Raw genomic sequence first — 18,589 nt, 5'->3', positions numbered from 1 at the left:
GTATTCAGTCTAAAGAGGCAAACTATGCAGGATTTTCTCAACCCATTTATGACAAATATCGGTGAGGAAGCGCTATCCGTACTGGAGGCAGACATCGCAGGTGATCCGGTCAGTTATTGTCATAATAGGTTAAACCAACCGGTATCCAGTCTGGAAGAGCTGGAAAAAGAGTTTTCTTCTGTGAACATACCGGAATCCCCGGTTGATACCGGAACATACACCCGCTATCTGAGCGAAAATGTGCTCAATCAGGTGATGCCTGTTTCATCGCCTGCTTTTGTAGGCCACATGACCTCCGCTCTCCCCCGGCATTTACCGGCGCTGGGCAAAATACTGACCGCCCTGAACCAGAATGTCGTCAAACTGGAGACTTCCCACTCCCTGACCGCACTGGAACGGCAGGTTCTGGGGATGATGCACAAACTGGTCTACAACTGTGATGACGATTTCTATCAGAAGTGGCTGCACAATGGTGATCATGCGCTGGCGAGCTTCTGCTCCGGCGGAACACTGGCTAACCTGACTGCACTGTGGGCATGTCGCAATCAGCTTATGCCAGCAGACGGCAACTTTGCCGGACTGGCACGTGAAGGATTAGCCAGAGGGCTAATCCATTATGGCTATAGCGGACTGGCTATTCTGGTGTCTGAGCTGGGGCACTATTCACTGAAAAAAGCCATCGATGTGCTCGGTCTCGGGCAAGATGCTCTGGTCAAAATCGCTACTGACAAAGACGGGAAAATCTGCACTGATGATCTGCTCATTCAATTGCAGGAACTGCGCCGACGTAATATCAGACCGATGGCAATTATCGGCATTGCAGGCAGTACCGAAACCGGCTCTATCGACCCGCTGAATACGCTGGCAGATATCGCGGAACAGGAACAGTGTCATTTCCACGTTGATGCTGCATGGGGAGGCGCCAGCCTGTTATCAGAACGCTACCGTTATTTGTTTAAAGGCATCGAGCGGGCGGATAGCGTGACGATTGATGCACATAAACAGATGTATGTTCCGATGGGTTCCGGCATGGTGCTATTCCGCCAGCCAACGCTGGCCGATGCCATTGAGCAACACGCTAATTACATACTGCGCAAGGGTTCAAAAGATCTCGGGCGCCATACTCTGGAAGGCTCACGCAGTGCAATGTCACTGATGTTGCACAGTAACCTTCATCTGCTTGGACGGCAGGGAATGGCGGATCTGATAGATATCGGTATCGAAAAAGCCCGGCAATTTGCTGACTTCCTTCGCCAACAAAAGGATTTCGAATTAATCAGTGAACCACAGCTTTGTTTGCTGACTTACCGCTATGCTCCACCTGCGGCGTTAAAACTTATGCGCGAAGGATCTGAGCCAGTACGACAAAAAGTACGGGATACGCTGAATGCGCTCAATCAGAGTATCCAGACTATGCAGTGTTCTGCCGGAAAAACATTTGTTTCGCGCACCTGTATTAAACCTGCGCAATGGGATAAACAGCCAACGGCTGTTTTGCGGGTCGTGCTGGCAAACCCGCTGACAACGCCGGAAATACTTGCGGATATGGTGCAGGAACAGCGGCAACTGGCAAAACAGAGTTCGTTCTGGAAGGATTTACAGATTTTGCTGAAATCAAAACAAAATATATTCTCAGAGGCGAGTTGAATAACTGGAATCGATATTGGAGCGGCTGATGAGATGTTGTAGATTAATTGGCTTGTATGAGTAACGATTTTTACTGAATGGGCATACGCTGGATATCTCACAATTTATCCATCAACTGATTGAACAATCTCCGGAGCATGAAACAATGTTGATGACTATTGCAGAACAGCTTGAACAAAAAGGCCATGAAGAAGGCTGGGAAAAAGGCAAAGAAGAAGGTAAGTTGGAAACTGCTCGCGCACTATTACAACATGGCGTCAGTCTGGATATTATCGTAACCAGTACCGGGCTGAGCCGGGATAAAATTGAAGCGTTAAATCATTAAATTATTTTCTTTCTCCGCTTCTTTAAAATAATGCCGGTCTTAAAGATCGGCATTTTAATTAACAACATCGAATTATAATGACATGCGATATTCAATCATACCTGATTTATCAGCAACCCAGTTATAAAGGCACTGAACACATATTTCCATCACTGAGTACAAGTGAAAAGCACATAGAAAAATAAATAGGCATAAATTATGTTATCTAATAAAGTTAAAAAATATCTTAGTGATAAAGGGTGGTGGCATGATTTTATTCACCCAGAATATCCAGATGCTTTAGCTAGGCTAAATATCGATTTACAATCTGATGTTGCTGAATTTTATCTACATGCTGAGGGTGATCCGACATTCTATAGTAGATACCGTGAAATTTACCAAATCTGCTGGTTTATTATTAATAGTAATTATGATTTAGATGTAAAATTTACAAATGAATTACTTCGTTGTTCTGAAGAATACATTCCTTTAGATAGCTTCGAAGGTGAGTATGGGTATTTCTACAATAGAAAAACGGGAGAAGTACTAGAAATAGGATTAGGGCAAGAAATGCTCGATTTTTACGAAGGGAAATTCAAACCTCAATGGAAAGATTTTAACTCATTTCTTGAGTGGTATTTTGAGCTAACTAATTAGCATAATTTATAAAAACCCGACTTGATAAAGATTGCTGCTAAGGTATCAGGATCTTTATCAATCTAAATGGTACATTGATAATATTTTACCAGTTTTACTCAATTTAAAAATAAGATACGTTCCCAAAAAGCGGGTGAATATCGAACTAAGTAACCGGAGTCGATATTGGAGCAGCTGGTTATATGCTGTACATTGATTGGAATTTAAGAGGATTATCATTCTGATAGTAAATGAAAATTAATAAGTAATAGGTAGAGGGATGTACTGTGACGCAGAAACACAAACGGCCGAACCATGACGCGTTATTCAAACATTTTTTGACACAACCTGAAACAGCCAGAGAGTTTTTATCCCTCTACCTTCCGGAAGAGATCCGATCATTGTGTGACTTAGCCACGCTGAAACTGGAATCCGGTAGTTTTGTTGATCGACATTTACGTCAGTTGCACAGTGATGTGCTGTATTCGGTTGAGACAACTCAGGGAGACGGTTACATTTATTGTCTGATAGAACACCAATCCACGCCTGACCCATTGATGGCCTGGAGATTGATGTATTATATGATGTCAACAATGGCAGCCCATCTGAAAAAGGGACATACTGAATTACCTTTGGTTGTTCCTTTATTGTTTTATCATGGCGAGATCCGGCCTTACCCTTACTCAAATCATTGGTTGGATTGTTTCACATATCAAAAACAAGCTGAACGCTTATATCATCAGCCTTTTCCACTGGTGGATGTCAGTGTACTCAGCGACGAAGAAATCCTGACACATAAAAGTGTCGCCTTAATGGAACTGGTTCAAAAGCACATACGCTGCCGGGACATGCTGGAATGGGTTCCCCAATTAGTGGCATTATTGAATGCAGGTTATAATACAGTTGAACAATGCAATGTTGTGTTAAGCTATATTTTACTGAATGGGCATACGCTGGATATCTCACAATTTATCCATCAACTGATTGAACAATCTCCGGAGCATGAAACAATGTTGATGACTATTGCAGAACAGCTTGAACAAAAAGGCCATGAAGAAGGCCGGAAAACAGGAAGAGAAGAAGGCCGGAAAGCAGGAAGAGAAGAAGGCTGGAAAAAAGGCAAAGAAGAAGGTAAGTTGGAAACCGCTCGCGCACTATTACAACATGGCGTCAGTCTGGATATTATCGTAACCAGTACCGGGCTGAGCCGGGATAAAATTGAAGCGTTAAAACACTAGACCTTCTCTTTTCTTTATACAGAATAATGCCGATCCGGAAGATCGGCATTTCATTTTACACATCCAATCACAGTACCCTTCGATACTCAATCATGCCTGACTTTTCAGCAGCCAGTTATAAAGGCGCTGGGCGCGTAGATTATCTCCACAGGAGACGGGCGACATCGACCATCTGAACTACTTCCGACTTAAATTCAGTTGAATATCAGCCCTCTGAAATCCTGATTGTTTCAATTGCACTCTGCAAGAAGAAGTTTATATATCCAAATGTGGTCAAAATCTGATTAATTTAACATTTATTATCGTTTTTTTAGCAAAAAAAAGGATGATAGTTTTCGTGTAAGTCCGGTATAGACGGCTTTTAAGCGCAATATATCGGGCTTTTGCACCATCTTTTTAATAAATAAAGGAGATAAAAATGACTTTGAATAAGAAAGATATCAAATTTGTCACTGCCGCCGCTCTTAAAGTTGCGCAGTACCGTTTTTTCTAAAGCAAAACTAATAAAAAAAGAGATACTGAATATTCAGTATCTCTTCTCTTAAAGAGGGTGCTCACCTTGCTAGATGATATTATTGGCCCTATCGGCCATCAGGTCTTCTTTGACGAGTTTTTCGAAAAAAAACCACTTCTCCAACGTGCAGGTAGCCGGTTGACTGATATGTTTTCACTGGCGGACTTTGACCGCTATCTGATAGCCGGGGAAGGAATGTTACAAGATTTGGTGAGGATAACTCATGATGGGAATGCTGTTTTTGTTCCATCATATCTGGGTCAGGCAACAACCCAACGCGCATTTATTCTCGAACAGTTCACAGCAGGTGCAACCCTGAAGCTAGAAGATCTTAACTTCCGTCACGGCAAGATCTCCAAACTTTGCAAAAAGCTTGAAGAAGTTTTTGGCGGATATGTTTTTGCTAAGCCATTCCTGACAGGGGTAAATTTCTCTGGCCTTGAGGTACATTTCGATACCACAGAAGTCTTTGTCATCCAGTTAGAGGGGCGGAAAGAATGGAGTGTCTGGAATAAAATAATAGAAAACCCGACGCATCCGCTTCAGCAAAATTTGAAAGACGTGGATCTGGGCTCTCCAGTAATAAAAGCCGTGCTTGAACCCGGTGATCTGCTTTACATTCCTGCCGGAGCACCGCATTCCGCAAAATGCCTCAACGATTATTCTTTGCATATGTCTATTGGTCTGGAGCCGACAAAAATGTTTGAAGTTATTGAAGGCTACTTGCGACTCATGGCAGAACAGGTAGCGGAACTTCGTCAAAACATCTATCCGTTCACTAATCTCGCTGAATCAGACAAAAACGGCAAACTTCTTATTGAACGAATAAGCAAAACCCGATTTAGAGACATGCTGGCGGATTTTGAAATAGCTTACAATGCAACCAAACATGAAGTCTGTGATAGTCGTTTAGCCACCATTGCTTCCTCACATACTATTAATGAATCCACCAAATTGCAGGTTCGACCAAGCGCGAACCTCAAAACCCGAAGGAGTGATGACGTTATTGCCGTCTATTATAGCTCGACTCAGAGTCCCCGGAAGTCCCTGATTTCTACTCCATCGAATATGACGCTTCCAGATTACTGTCAAGAAGAGATAAACGCACTATGCAACATGGGAGAGAACAGCTTTACCCCTGCCCAGTTACCGGGAAAGTTAAATACGGAATCCAAAGTATTGTTATGCCAAGAGATGTCGAAAGTGGGTATTTTAATTTTAATCTGATGTAGTCCGGGAGGCTGTAATGTATTTGGACTTACTGGGGCGCACGCTTACCAATAGAATTTATGAACCGGAAAAGCCTAAGGGGACACTTCATGAAGTAGAAAGCATTCGTGAGGTACTGTGCCAATTATCCGATGAAGGTATCGATCTCGGTATCAGCGCCGAGGAATTAACTGATATTTTGCAATATACGAAACGCTCCAGAAATATTCACACATATGTCAGTGAAGAGGCACTTTCTAATATCCGTTTTGCTGTCGAGACTGTTCATAGAGAAAATATAGAAGGAGATCTTCTTGATTGCGGCGTCCTTCGGGGAGGTACTTCCATCTATATGGCTGGCGCATTGAAATATCTTAGTTCTTCACGCAAGGTGTACGTTGCTGACTCTTTTTCCGGACTCCCCTCTCCCAGTGCTAAAGATGGTATGTTCATCAATCAGTTTTGGCATCGTTTTGCAAAGCATCTGCCGTTGTATAATTTAGACTGCTTGGCAACGATAGATGATGTGAAAGAAAACTTTCATCGATATGGCTTACTCAGCGAAAGTGTAGTTTTTACTAAAGGGTGGTTTGCAGATACATTACCCTGCTTACCTGACGAAGCAAGATTTAGTGTGATTAGGATAGATGCGGATTGGTACAGTTCAACACTAGATGTCCTTAACAATACCTATCACAAGTTGAGTGAAAACGGATTTATCATCATAGATGATTATCACCTCCCAGGTTGTCAGAATGCGGTAGATGAGTTCCGTAAATTACACGGTATTACAGCTCAATTGGAAGTTGCAGATAAGTCGGCAGGCGTATTTTTTTGGCGAAAATGACAATGGATCTCTCCAACACCTGTTTATAAGTTTAACCTGAATGCTGGGAAATTGGCGGAATACCGGTTTCAGAGGCTATGTTTTAATATACGCTGAAACAGCTCTGAGGGTGTTTACTGTGTTAAAGATAAAAGAAACCGTCACTGAAAATTTTCTACTCAGAAGACGGTTTCCCAGCAATAACTTAAATATAATTCGGGTTAACAACATCCGATTATAATGCCATTCGATACTCAATCATGCCTGACTTTTCAGCAACCCAATCATAAAGGTGCTGAGCGCGTAAATTTGTTTCATGAGTATGCCAGTATAACCGCCCACAATTTTGTTTTCTGGCTTCGCACTGGACAAATTCAATCAGTTGCTTACCAATATGGTGTCCTCTTGCTTCCGGTGAAACAAAGAGGTCTTCAAGGTAACAAAAATCCATTTCAGACCATGTAGAGCGGTGATAAAGGTAATGGACAAAACCCAAAATTTTATCGCCCGCTAGCGCAACTGCGCAGTACATTGGTTCTTTCGCATCAAAAAAACGCGCCCAGGTTTTTTCAGTAACATCGTTAGATAAATTAACTTGATAAAAATCCTGATATGCCTGCCAATAAACCAACCATTGTGAATAATGTTCAGCAGCAACAAATTTAACAGTAACCGGTAATATATTATTGTTCACAATCAAGTCCCTCAAATAAAAGCCCATATCATTTGATTTTTATCGTAAAAACCATAATGACGAAATGATGGAGCGATATTACAATTCCATTTGGTACTTAATAAGATACACTTTTATTATTTTTTAAAGGTCCACTTTATTATGGCGCGTAAATCGCAAGCCCAATTTCCGCATTTACTTTTAGATGATGGCTACATTAAAGATCAGGTGTACCACACAATAAGAAATGCCATTCTTGATGGCAGGCTCACTGAAAATACCAAAATCCCATCCACAAGAGCGCTGGCAGAAATGATGTCGATTTCACGCAATTCCGTGATTGCCGGTTTTGACCGCCTGACTGATGAAGGATATTTGATTGCGCGGAAAGGTTCCGGAACTTATGTTTCAACCACAATTCCGGATAAATTGGTCGCCATAAACCGAACTTATGAGTCGAAAGAAAAAAAAACGATTGCAGCATCAAATCTCAGTACCGCAACAAATGCTCTGATGCCATTTTGGGAAAAAATACAACCGGAAAGCAACCAATACCCCATATTTAATATCGGCGTTGGCTGCGTGGATCAGTTCCCTCATAAATTATGGGGGCAATTAACCGGCAGAGTATGGCGCCACTCTAAAAAAACGATTGGACAATTTAGCCAACCTGATGGCTATCCATTACTGAAAAAAGTGCTGGCTGATTATATTCATGCAACCCGCGGTGTAAATTGTTCAGAACATCAAATTATTATTGTTAACGGTACTCAGCAGGCAATAAATTTAACTGCACGGGTATTACTACAACAGGGTGATAAAGTCTGGTTAGATGACCCCAGTTATGATAGTGCCAGAGCAATATTCACCGCAATGGGAGCACAAATAGCCGCTATTCCTTCCGATGCACAAGGAATGAATGTTTCCTATGGTGCAGCCAGTCATCCCGATGCTCGGTTAGTTTACACCTCTCCTTCTCATCAGTTTCCGTTAGGGACTACATTGACGCTACCAAGACGTTTAGCGCTTCTTGACTGGGCCAATCAGCATAACGCATGGATTTTTGAGGACGACTATAACAGTGAGTTCCGCTATTTTTCTAAATCCATTCAGGCACTACAAGGTCTGGATACAACCCAACGGGTCATTTACGCGGGTACTTTCTCAAAAATGATGTATCCCGGTTTACGTATTGGCTTTTTAGTCGTTCCTGAACCATTAATTAATGCGTTCACGATGATGAAATATTACAGCGATACCCTCTCCGGGTATCTGGAACAAGCGGTATTAGCGCATTTTATACAGGAAGGCCATTATGCACGCCATGTACGGCGTATCAGAAAAATATGCTACGAGAGACAAAGCGCGTTATCTGATGCCATAAACAGATACCTTCCCCACGTTTTTGATGCGAATATCACTGATTCGGGCATTCACATGGTGTGTCGGTTAAAAGATGGTTTTACTGAGCAAGAGATTATTACAAAGTGCAGACAATTAGGTTTAGGTGCACAACCATTATCACGCTACTGTATTCACGCTTTTTCTGATCAAGCGATCCTTTTTGGCTACGCTGCCCATCCTCCAGCCGACATATATGAAAATATAAAACGACTGGCTGCGATGTTCTGAAAAAAAATTTCAAATCGGCTAATTAAATCGGTTGGAAAAAGAGGTGCACTTCGTCAGCAACGCCAGTGCTCCTTGTAGGATACAGAAATCACAAAAATCATTAATATCTACATGATCTTGCCCCATTTATAATAACTCCTGCTGTCCATCAGACGTTAATATGCCGGATTTAGCTTGTTCAACAGTCATGAAAAAATATTGGATACTTGTTTTGAAAGACTTAATTATTAAGATTCTGTATATGCACCCTAATATATAATCAACCTGAAAGCTTATTAATGAATCTAATTCAAATATGACTTATCTATTACAATGGAGCGAATTTATGAATAAATTTAAAGAAGCTTATACCCATTTTTTTGAAGGAGAGGCTAAAGTTACACTGAGATTTGTCCATGCCGTATTACAGAATGGTACTCCAGCACCTCAATATGACGCTGATTGCTTACAAAGACTATCACATTTTGGATCAAGATACGTTGGTTTAAGCGTGAACAGCAAGTATAAAATAAACACAAAGACTTTGATAATGTCTGCCAGCTCGGAGTTTATTCATCCAGCCTTTTCGAGATTTGTATCCGTTACTCTATGGCCTATGGGGATAAGTGATATATATGGATTTATTGGTAACATAGCACCAGACATTACTATATTTTTCTTTCTTGATAAAAATTTAAAAAATCCAGTTAGTACATTTCTTATACCTAATAAAGGATTGGAATATAATTGCGTCATTTCGAGTTCACCTAAATATCACAATAGAATAAGGACATGGTCAGGTCATGTATTAAATAGTTAGGTATTGGTGTTAAAAATAATGTTCACGTTCAATAAAAGTTCCTATCACTTTATCGTACATTTACACTGATTTTGAATAGCTAATGGTTTTTCTATTCAACCTTTTGATTCGGGTGCGATGCGTTAAGTTCGTTCTCTCTATACGCTGAGTAAACGTCTTGCCAGCCCAGTGTTTTCCCTCGGGAAGGCTGTCATAAGCAGCATAGTTATCTGTACAATAAAACCGAATAGCTAAAAGGTGATAAGAGGGTAAGAAGCTTGTCTAACGTGTTTTTACTGCGATCGCCAAAAACATGGATCACTATTCGCTTCAGGCGGGATTCCCAAGCATACCGAAGCCAGCGTTGATTTTGCTTGTTCCCCACAAATGAATATTGTTTGTCTATTTCGCAGACAAGCTGAATATTCTTTCCATCAAGGAGAAGTGTAGTTACGTGTCGGGGCGTAAGCTTTTTAGTGTTTTCATGACGGTCGCTATGGCGACCGTCATGATGCGTTTCTTGAAAAAAGTCTGTGTTGGCTCTTTTGATCTTTTATATTAATGTAATCGTTCGGCCTATTTGATGAATGTTACTCCACCTTAATTTATAATCTCTGGAAGGTCTTCCAAATGAAAACCTAACGTTTTTAAATTCACTTTCTGATTTATATATATTACTCCATATTAGGAGTGAACCAATGGAAAACTTGGATAATTCATTTGAGCAATCCATTCCTGCTTGGATAAACTCTATATTTGTATGTTCATGAAATTGGGTTTTTGTAATAAAGTGAAATGCACTAGGTTTTTCTTTGAAAAAGATAACATGTCCAAATATCATGGGCTTTATTAGCTTGATAAATTCACAAACAGCCGCTTTATCTAAGCCAACCCCCCCCCATCTTTTTTCAACCAGTAATGAATAAAATTCTGTGAGTTCCTTTGCGCTAAATTTATCAACATCAATTATTTCACCACCTGATTTTATAAAATTATTTATTCTCTGCTTATATTTTTTATTGGATTTTGATGTTATTTTCTTAGCTAAGCACAAAGAACGATTCGCATTGAAATTAAAGGTCGAATTAATAATGTTATTATGATTTAGAGGTGATATGTACTTTGATTTTAAAGGCAATAAAAAACGAGATTTTTTGCTGGATGGAATAATTAATTCATCATTTGGTATTGCAATTGACATTTTATCTGACAATGGGTGTGAAGGATCATTTGCCAGATATTTATCATCCCAGACGCAAATTGCAGCCTTATGTTCTTTTAAACAATCTTCATGTATAAAATATTTTTCGTTGAGATTGTGTTTTTCATGGATAAATTTTAGCACAGTAGGGTGACCGGCTAAACTCCCACCAAAATGAAAGTAAACTTTTTCGTATTCACTGAAATCTACTTCTTTCCACCCAAACAATTTATTTTTAATATCTAAAACATTCATCAAAAGTTCCTTTATGCTTTTTTAGTTATATTTGTAAAGTATTGCATTATTTGAAATTGCTGATAGTAAGTATACTACCTGATTTCAGGTGTGTAGTTCGAATTTAAGATTTTTCCACACTCAACATCATTGGTGGGATAGCATTGGGTAAATACCTAGAAGTATTCTTTACTTCATACCCTGTGCAGGGTAAGAAAAAAATCATTTTGAGGCTCTCACTACTCGGATCGATTTACACTACGTCACCCCATAGCCTTCATAGATAAGCTTCCCCCGTTGAATATGAAAGGTAGTGGGAAGAAGCTAAAAAGAAAGTTTCTATCACATCACGACATAACAGAGGCCGATTTTCTTTGATGGTGGGATTCATATAAACCCACAAAAATTTGCAGGCTTAGGTTATTGCCAGAATTAAGCTGCTCTCACTATATATAAAAATGCTACATTACGGGGACGGGTTTCTCTACCGCCAGTACTAAATAGAGTAATAGTGGTAATTATTTTATCTTTAGAATCTGTTGACTTAACAGACAGAAATTGTTGTCTCTATTCCATTAGCTGTATGTTTAATTATCCAATATAAACTCTTTCCTCTGGCAATAAACTCTTAGCAATATCCAATTGATTATTTTTTACCAATTCATGTATGTCATGAGCCTTATCAGTAATATCCGTGATATTCATAATCCAGCGATTAACATAATTCTCAACAGCCTGATTACGTAATCCTATTTGGATTGTTCGCTGTTCCAATTTATTTAATGAGATATCCCGTTCCGGATCCCACTGAATGACCACATCACTTTTTTGTACTTTATCTTTCCATATATCTCTTGAAACAGACATTTTAGGATCATAATGACTGATAACACCTTGCTGGATAATTTCTTTAAATCCTTCATGCGTGATATCAATTGCCAGTATACGTTTTTGCCCTTCATCTTTCTTCGCCCATCCGGAGCGATACATCATCCATAGAAATGAGGGTTTAATCCATGTCATGCGCGTCATGCTAAAAGGTGGGGAAACAAATGTATTATTTTGTGTGGCGCTGTCTGCAATTGAATCAGAAAAGGCCTGATATACCCGGATATATTGATCTGTGTAAAATGCTTTAATCGGATTATCTTTATATGAAAACATATTATCTTTTTTCATCATAACTTAGTTTAACTTATTATTTTATTAAAATATGAACATAGCTAATTCTAGTACACTATCGTATATCAGGAATTTTATTAATAAAAGAAAAAACAGAAGAGTAAGAATGAAATAATGATAGGTAAACCTCATTTAAAATAATGAGGTTTACCATAAATTAAGAGATAGAATTAACGCGCGCCACCAATTGTCGCCGTCATTCTTATCTGGCGATTATCGGTGATTTCAAGATTGGAAAGTACAACCAATCGGGGTAACACGCGGCGCAGAAAGCGTGACAGTAACGGACGCAGTGCATGGTTGACTAATAACACAGGTGGTGCGCCCAGCATTTCCTGACGCTCCAGTGCTTCTGCGGCCTGATGCTCCAGACTTTCAGCCAGCCCCGGTTCCAGTCCGCCGCCGCCCTGTAATGCCTGAAGTAAAATACGCTCAAGGTTTGCATCCAGACCAATAACCTTAATTTCATCCACGCCGGGAAACCACTGTTGCGCAATTGCTCTGCCAAGTGCGATTCGGACCGCTGCCGTCAATTCATAAGGATCAGTCTGTACCGGCGCGTGTTCGGCCAGTGTTTCAATAACTGTCCTCATATCACGGATCGGTACTTGCTCTGCCAGCAGATTTTGCAGAACTTTATGTAAAGTCGTCAGGCTGACAACATCAGGGATAAAGTTTTCCGTCAATTTCGGCATATCCTGACTGACTCGTTCGAACAACTGTTGTGCTTCATGTCTGCCGAACAGTTCACTGGAATGCTGAGACAGTAGATGGTTAAGATGTGTTGCCACAACGGTACTCGCCGCCACAACGGTATAACCCTGTACCTGAGCCTGCTCTCTTAAACTGTCATCAATCCAGACGGCAGGTAAACCAAAGGCCGGATCTTTTGTCAGGTCGCCCTGTAAATCACCGACTGCTCCGCCCGGATTAATTGCCAGCCAGCGCCCCGGATGAGCTTCACCACGGCCAATTTCTACCCCTTTCATCAGGATGCGATAGCTGGCTGGTGCCAGTTCAAGGTTGTCACGGATATGTACTACCGGAGGCAGGTATCCCACTTCCTGTGCGAATTTTTTACGGATACCGCTGATACGCCCAAGCAATTCACCATTCTGACGGAAATCCACCATCGGGATCAGACGATAACCGACTTCCATACCCAGTGGGTCTTCCAGCTGGACATCAGACCACGAAGCCTCGGCCGTTTGCTGTTGCTCTTCCACCGCTTTCATTTCTTCGTGTTGTGTCGTCAGCGGGTCTTTATCCTTACGCAGCAAAAAGTAACCGACACCCGCTAATGCAGCTGTAAACAGCAGGAAGACAAAGTTAGGCATGCCCGGTACTAAGCCCAGCAAACCCAATACGCCAGCACTTAGCATCAAAACTTTAGGGTTGTTGAAAAGCTGAGTCACCATTTGCTGACCAACATCTTCATCCGTCGCAACACGAGTAACGATAACACCCGCTGCCGTCGAGATGATCAACGCCGGTAACTGAGCAACCAGACCATCACCAATGGTCAGCAATGTATAAGCTTCCCCTGCATCGCCCAGACTCATATTATGTTGGGCAACACCCACAATTAAGCCGCCGATGATGTTAATGACCAGAATCATTAATCCGGCAATCGCATCACCACGCACGAATTTACTCGCACCGTCCATTGAGCCGTAAAAATCGGCTTCTTGTGTGACTTCCGCACGGCGTTTTTTCGCTTCATCTTCACCAATCAATCCGGCATTCAAATCAGCATCAATGGCCATTTGTTTGCCGGGCATTCCATCCAGTACAAAGCGCGCCCCTACTTCGGCGATACGCCCAGCACCTTTGGTGATGACCATAAAGTTAATCAGGATCAGGATAACGAATACAACAATACCAATGGCAAAATTACCACCGACAAGGAAATGACCAAAAGCTTCCACCACCTGCCCCGCCGCCGCTGATCCGGTATGGCCTTCCATCAGAATGATACGGGTGGAAGCGACGTTCAGTGACAAACGTAATAACGTCGAGAACAGCAGAATCGTAGGAAATGCGGCAAAATCCAGTGTCCGACGCGTAAACATCGCCACCAGCAATACCATGATGGAAAGGGCAATGTTAAATGTGAACAGTAAATCGAGCAGGAATGGTGGTAACGGCAGTACCATCATCGACAGGATCATGAGGATCAGGACAGGCCCCGCAAGCATTTGCCACTCGGAACCTTTTATATTCCCCGGTAAACGATTCCCTGATAAACGTAATAATGAGGCCAGATTAGCCATGACGATTATTTTCTCCAGCAAAATCCAGTGCGGGTGGCACTGGCAGATTTTCAGGTGTTTTTGGTTTCAGGCCACCTTCCCGTTTCCAACGTTTCAATTGGTAAACCCAGGCAAGCACTTCAGCAACGGCAGCATAGAGTGCTGCCGGAATAAAGCCCCCCACTTCAGCATGGCGAAACAGTGCCCTTGCTAACGGAGGAGCCTCCAATAACGGAATACGATTTTCTGCACCAATCTCTTTGATACGCAGAGCAATAAGTCCGGCGCCTTTCGCCAGTACTTTAGGTGCGCCCATTTTTTCGCTGTCATACTGTAAAGCGACTGCGTAGTGAGTCGGGTTAGTGACAATAACATCAGCTTTCGGTACATCCGCCATCATGCGCTTACGGGCAGCCGCACGTTGTTGTTGGCGAATCCGGGCCTTTACATGTGGATCTCCTTCCTGCTCCTTAAATTCATCCTTGATCTCCTGACGGGTCATTCTCAGTTTTTTCAGGTGGCTGCGGATCTGATAAAGAACGTCAAACGCCACCATAGGTATCAGCATAAACAGAACAATATAGCCTGCAAAAATCAGCATCATCATGGCATCACTCAGTGCCACCAACGGTGGCTGAGTGGTCAGATACAGCATGGCAGGCCAGTTTGCCCAGATAAACAAAGCGGCTCCTCCTCCAACCAATGAGGCTTTCAGAATTGCCTTGAACAGCTCCGCCAGCGCATTCATGGAAAAGATTTTTTTCAGGCCAGCTATCGGATTCAGTTTGGTCAGATCAAATTTGATGGATTTTGAACTGAATATCAGCCCACCCATTAACGTTGGTGCACTCAGCGCAATCAAAACCAGACCAGTAAACACCGGTAATACAGCCCAGACTGCCTGTTTCAACAAACGCCCGACCTGCTGTACCATCTGTTTATCGTTACTGACCATGTTATGGTCAAAGTTGAATCCTTCGAATACCATCAATGAAAGTTCGTGAGTGATCGATTGCCCGCTCATCCAGAGCAGACTGACACCTCCTGCTAACATCAGGATAGAAGTGAGTTCCTTCGAACGCGCTATCTGCCCCTCTTTTCGAGCTTTTTCCCGTTTATGGGGCGTGGGTTCTTCGGTTTTTTCGAGGTCGCTATCTTCAGCCACAGCTTTCCTTGATTACATGCAAATGCAGAAAATTTGCCCTTGAAAAAGGGCAAATAAAATTGTTCTAAGCATGACAAAAGCAGGGAAATTCAATGGCGGGAACACTGCTGAATTTGCAGGGGTATTTGCGTAATTATCAAATTTACACCTTATTGGTTGTAAATCGTCGCCCCCATAGCAGGATAATAACCAATACTGTCAGCGGCAAACCGTGGAATATGACAATAACGATGGATGGTGGCAGCCAGGCGTAGAACGGCGCAACCAATAGCATGCCTATCCCGAATCCGGTCATTTGTAATAAAGTCAGCAAGCTGAAAATAGGCAATCGCAGGCTTTCCGGTTCACTTTGCGCGCGGGAGATTAAACTGACTTCAGCAATTCCATCTCCTATTCCAGCCCAGACAGCAAATAACAGCAACCAGAATTGCGCTGTTTGCTGGAACGTCAGAATAAAGCCCGTTGACATCAACGCAACACCAAGAAAGAACAACTTTTCCATTTTCAGAATATTGCGGCTACACAACAGATAACTTGCCAATCGGGCACCACTGAATTTTCCAATAGCCCATGTCGACAATAACAACCCCATTACAACACTGGCATTATCGGGGTTAATCAGCTTGGAAATAATCGGAAAACCGACATTATGGGCAGCGCTCCCCAGCGTATCCGTCATAGTGACAAGTAACATACCTGCCAGCATGGGTGCTCCGCGTAATCCAAGCCGCAGTTCGCGCCATTCATTACTTAGTGCCCGCGATACCTGTTGCTCAGGTATGGTGATAAAGCGTAGCGGCATAATCAGTATTGCCGCTACCAGATAGGTAACGATATTGACAATAAAGACCATTTCATAACCGCTGCTGGCAATAAGCAAACCCGAAACCAGACTGCCAAGTACAGCACCTGTGGCTGCAACGGAAGTCAGCCAGGAGTTAGTTGATATGCGTTGTGAAGCATGTACCCAATGCGGAAGCTGGCTGTTTAACCCAATAGCAAACATGGAGTTACCCAACCCAATACCAAACGCAATCACCGGTAAGATCAATAATTGTTGTGAAGCCGGAATGACCAGTAACAGGCAAAGCAAGATAACCCGCAATAAATCGAAACAAACCAGCGGCCATCGTCCCGTACATCGCCGAAAAAAAGGTGTCCCGATTAAACTGGCAATAACGCCACCAGCAACACGGCAGGCCAGAAAAATACTGACATGCATCACACTATTGCTGAGTAAATAAACGTAGGTGGATAACACCACCATATTCAGAAATGCGCCAAAATCGGAGACAAATCTTGCACTCACGATAGATAAAGCATTACGACCAGATAATCGCAAATCCAAACTATTTTCCTGACTTAACATTATTATTAGCTCTCTTATTGCTCAGGAAACTGCCGGAAAGTGACCAGTAATAAATCCCGAAATGCCTCAGTTGCAGGAGATATTTGCCGAACATTGCCAGCCCGATGATAAAGTTGTTTATCATCTATTGTGAGCGTTTCCAGAAACTGTGTCATTACCGTTTGTAGTAAAGGTGGCGCTTCATCACCACTTTTATGCACTTCAGAAATCACAGGGGCAATATTATGGCTCTGAATAAAATGCATAAAGATCCAATCCTGTCCATCCTGATGAATACCGGAGGTTGTCGGACTCTCTTTTCCCGACGTAGCCTTCACCCTAAATTGATGGATATCAATCGAATAGTGATGACCTTTTATTAATCGCTCACCTAAAATAGCAATATCCGTTGAGAGAACATGTTGCATAATAGGATGGTGAATAAAATGCTCCTCTGAGTAACTCAGTTTATTTGAGCCTTTTGTGTATTCAACATCATAAGTTACGGAGGAACGATATTCACTATCACGATTAATTTGAAGCGGGTTTTCCATACCCGGATGATAATGATAACGCAGGATACGCCTCTCTCTATGAGTATAGTTTTTAAAATTCTGATCCAGCACCAAATTATTCCAACTGTTTTTAAATACTCTAGCCTCATCTTCATCATATGAAATCAATTCCGAAAAATATGGAATGTGGCAATAATGACTATTCGCTAATTGTGTCGAAATTTCTGTGATCCGCATGAGTAGTAGCCCTTATGAAATTGGAATAATAATGGGTTTTACATACTGTATTATTTCATTATGCAATGCACGGGCATGTGAAGCATCATCAACTTTCGCCCAACACCTAAGCAGGTAATGCTCTTCTGTTTCTGCATTAATATCACAGCCGACAGGCTGAGTTCGGCATTCGAGAATACAGGGATTGTTTTGGATATACTCAATATTCTCTATCCTTTGAAAATGACCGCTATTTTCAGGATAAACAGCTAACATCGAGTAGTGCTGTTTGCCTGTTATAACTTGTTTTTGGCCTTGTTTAATCTGAGTGTCAATATCTTTCTCATGCAAAAGAATAGAAAGATAGAGCTGGTAAGGATCTAATCCTGCAATGTCACGAAATGCAGCACTGACAAATAAACCACCCAGTCTTGGGTTAATTTCAATAACTACCGGGCCATCAGGCGACATTCGGAATTCAAGATGTGCAATGGAATAATTCAGCCCGACGACTTGTATGCAGGCTATCGCATAATCTCTGATTTGTTCCTGTTCTGTTTCTGTAAATGAAACAGGTGGAGAAATAAGTAGATTCTCTAATATCGTATTATTTTTTTCAGTCAGAATCAGCTTTTCATTTATTAAAACCGGATAAGTTTGATCCCGGGTCATTACACATTCAACAGTACCTTCAACACCATGAATATATTCTTCCAGTAACATACTCTGACCAGGCTGATTAAGCAGCGATATTCCTTCAGAGGTACAATATGTTTCAGTCATTCCCAGAAAATCAATTGAAGCTGTAGATTTGTATTGTGATTTAAATAATTGATAATGAGATTGTAATTCAGACCAATTGTTGCATTTCTTAATAAAAACTGAACCAGCTCCAAAAGGAGGCTTTGCTATAACAGGATCATAGACAGGATCTTAAGCAATAACCGTTTATTTTTAGATAGAAAAAAGGCTTCATTTATGATCTGATAATCGTCGCCAAACAATAAATCAAAACCACG

Annotated in this window: 15 protein-coding genes and 2 pseudogenes; 8 read left to right on the top strand and 9 right to left on the bottom strand. The window is 41.7% G+C overall.

The window, feature by feature from the left end; genetic code table 11:
* The first annotated feature begins 24 nt into the window (after positions 1-24).
* From panP to Xinn_RS07455, 6 genes and pseudogenes are all read left to right on the top strand, one after another.
* Complete coding sequence (panP, locus tag Xinn_RS07480; RefSeq protein ID WP_086956334.1) at positions 25-1,647, top strand: pyridoxal-dependent aspartate 1-decarboxylase PanP; 1,623 nt, start codon at positions 25-27, stop codon at positions 1,645-1,647.
* A 70-nt stretch (positions 1,648-1,717) separates the two neighbouring features.
* A pseudogene (locus Xinn_RS07475) lies at positions 1,718-1,972 on the top strand (Rpn family recombination-promoting nuclease/putative transposase); the annotation flags it as partial.
* 198 nt (positions 1,973-2,170) lie between these two features.
* Positions 2,171-2,608, top strand: a complete 438-nt coding sequence (locus tag Xinn_RS07470) for a hypothetical protein (RefSeq protein ID WP_086956332.1) — start codon at positions 2,171-2,173, stop codon at positions 2,606-2,608.
* A gap of 266 nt (positions 2,609-2,874) precedes the next feature.
* Positions 2,875-3,825 carry an Rpn family recombination-promoting nuclease/putative transposase gene (locus Xinn_RS07465; protein ID WP_086956331.1) on the top strand — a complete coding sequence of 317 codons (951 nt, stop codon included), beginning with the start codon at positions 2,875-2,877 and terminating at the stop codon, positions 3,823-3,825.
* A 559-nt stretch (positions 3,826-4,384) separates the two neighbouring features.
* Positions 4,385-5,566, top strand: a complete 1,182-nt coding sequence (locus Xinn_RS07460; RefSeq protein WP_169923543.1) for a JmjC domain-containing protein — start codon at positions 4,385-4,387, stop codon at positions 5,564-5,566.
* Positions 5,567-5,585: 19 nt separating this feature from the next.
* A complete protein-coding gene (locus tag Xinn_RS07455; RefSeq protein WP_086956329.1) occupies positions 5,586-6,395 on the top strand; it encodes a TylF/MycF/NovP-related O-methyltransferase in 810 nt (269 codons plus the stop codon).
* A gap of 214 nt (positions 6,396-6,609) precedes the next feature.
* Here Xinn_RS07455 and Xinn_RS07450 read toward each other — a convergent pair whose 3' ends face one another.
* A complete protein-coding gene (locus tag Xinn_RS07450) occupies positions 6,610-7,095 on the bottom strand; it encodes a GNAT family N-acetyltransferase (protein ID WP_186435675.1) in 486 nt (161 codons plus the stop codon).
* A 114-nt stretch (positions 7,096-7,209) separates the two neighbouring features.
* On the opposite strand from Xinn_RS07450, the gene pdxR reads away from it, so the two are divergent.
* A complete protein-coding gene (gene pdxR, locus Xinn_RS07445; protein WP_099137627.1) occupies positions 7,210-8,679 on the top strand; it encodes a MocR-like pyridoxine biosynthesis transcription factor PdxR in 1,470 nt (489 codons plus the stop codon).
* 325 nt (positions 8,680-9,004) lie between these two features.
* Positions 9,005-9,478, top strand: a complete 474-nt coding sequence (locus tag Xinn_RS07440; RefSeq protein ID WP_086956326.1) for a hypothetical protein — start codon at positions 9,005-9,007, stop codon at positions 9,476-9,478.
* A 60-nt stretch (positions 9,479-9,538) separates the two neighbouring features.
* Here the strand turns inward: Xinn_RS07440 and Xinn_RS22640 are convergent.
* The 8 genes and pseudogenes from Xinn_RS22640 to Xinn_RS07390 all read right to left on the bottom strand — a co-directional run.
* Positions 9,539-9,932 (bottom strand): annotated as a pseudogene (locus tag Xinn_RS22640) (IS1 family transposase); the annotation flags it as partial.
* A gap of 78 nt (positions 9,933-10,010) precedes the next feature.
* Entirely contained in the window at positions 10,011-10,913 is a 903-nt protein-coding gene (locus Xinn_RS07425; RefSeq protein ID WP_086956324.1) for a GNAT family protein, read from the bottom strand.
* 570 nt (positions 10,914-11,483) lie between these two features.
* Positions 11,484-12,074, bottom strand: a complete 591-nt coding sequence (locus tag Xinn_RS07415; RefSeq protein WP_244590160.1) for a DUF4291 domain-containing protein — start codon at positions 12,072-12,074, stop codon at positions 11,484-11,486.
* A gap of 170 nt (positions 12,075-12,244) precedes the next feature.
* The gene (flhA, locus tag Xinn_RS07410; RefSeq protein WP_422645968.1) at positions 12,245-14,230 is read right to left on the bottom strand and encodes a flagellar biosynthesis protein FlhA; all 1,986 of its coding nucleotides are present in this window, start codon (positions 14,228-14,230) and stop codon (positions 12,245-12,247) included.
* A 109-nt stretch (positions 14,231-14,339) separates the two neighbouring features.
* Positions 14,340-15,491: a flagellar biosynthesis protein FlhB gene (gene flhB / locus Xinn_RS07405; protein ID WP_086956321.1), complete on the bottom strand. Its 1,152-nt coding sequence runs from the start codon at positions 15,489-15,491 to the stop codon at positions 14,340-14,342.
* Between the two features lie 142 nt (positions 15,492-15,633).
* Positions 15,634-16,860 carry an MFS transporter gene (locus Xinn_RS07400; protein WP_086956320.1) on the bottom strand — a complete coding sequence of 409 codons (1,227 nt, stop codon included), beginning with the start codon at positions 16,858-16,860 and terminating at the stop codon, positions 15,634-15,636.
* A gap of 14 nt (positions 16,861-16,874) precedes the next feature.
* A complete protein-coding gene (locus Xinn_RS07395; protein ID WP_086956319.1) occupies positions 16,875-17,591 on the bottom strand; it encodes a 2OG-Fe dioxygenase family protein in 717 nt (238 codons plus the stop codon).
* A 12-nt stretch (positions 17,592-17,603) separates the two neighbouring features.
* Positions 17,604-18,482, bottom strand: a complete 879-nt coding sequence (locus tag Xinn_RS07390) for an ATP-grasp domain-containing protein (protein ID WP_280176136.1) — start codon at positions 18,480-18,482, stop codon at positions 17,604-17,606.
* Between the last annotated feature and the right edge of the window lie 107 nt (positions 18,483-18,589).

It is taken from the genome of Xenorhabdus innexi (genome assembly GCF_002632485.1).
GTDB classification, from domain to species: domain Bacteria; phylum Pseudomonadota; class Gammaproteobacteria; order Enterobacterales; family Enterobacteriaceae; genus Xenorhabdus; species Xenorhabdus innexi.
The sequence above is the reverse complement of the archived record's forward strand: the minus strand, read 5'-3'. Positions and strand labels throughout refer to the sequence as shown.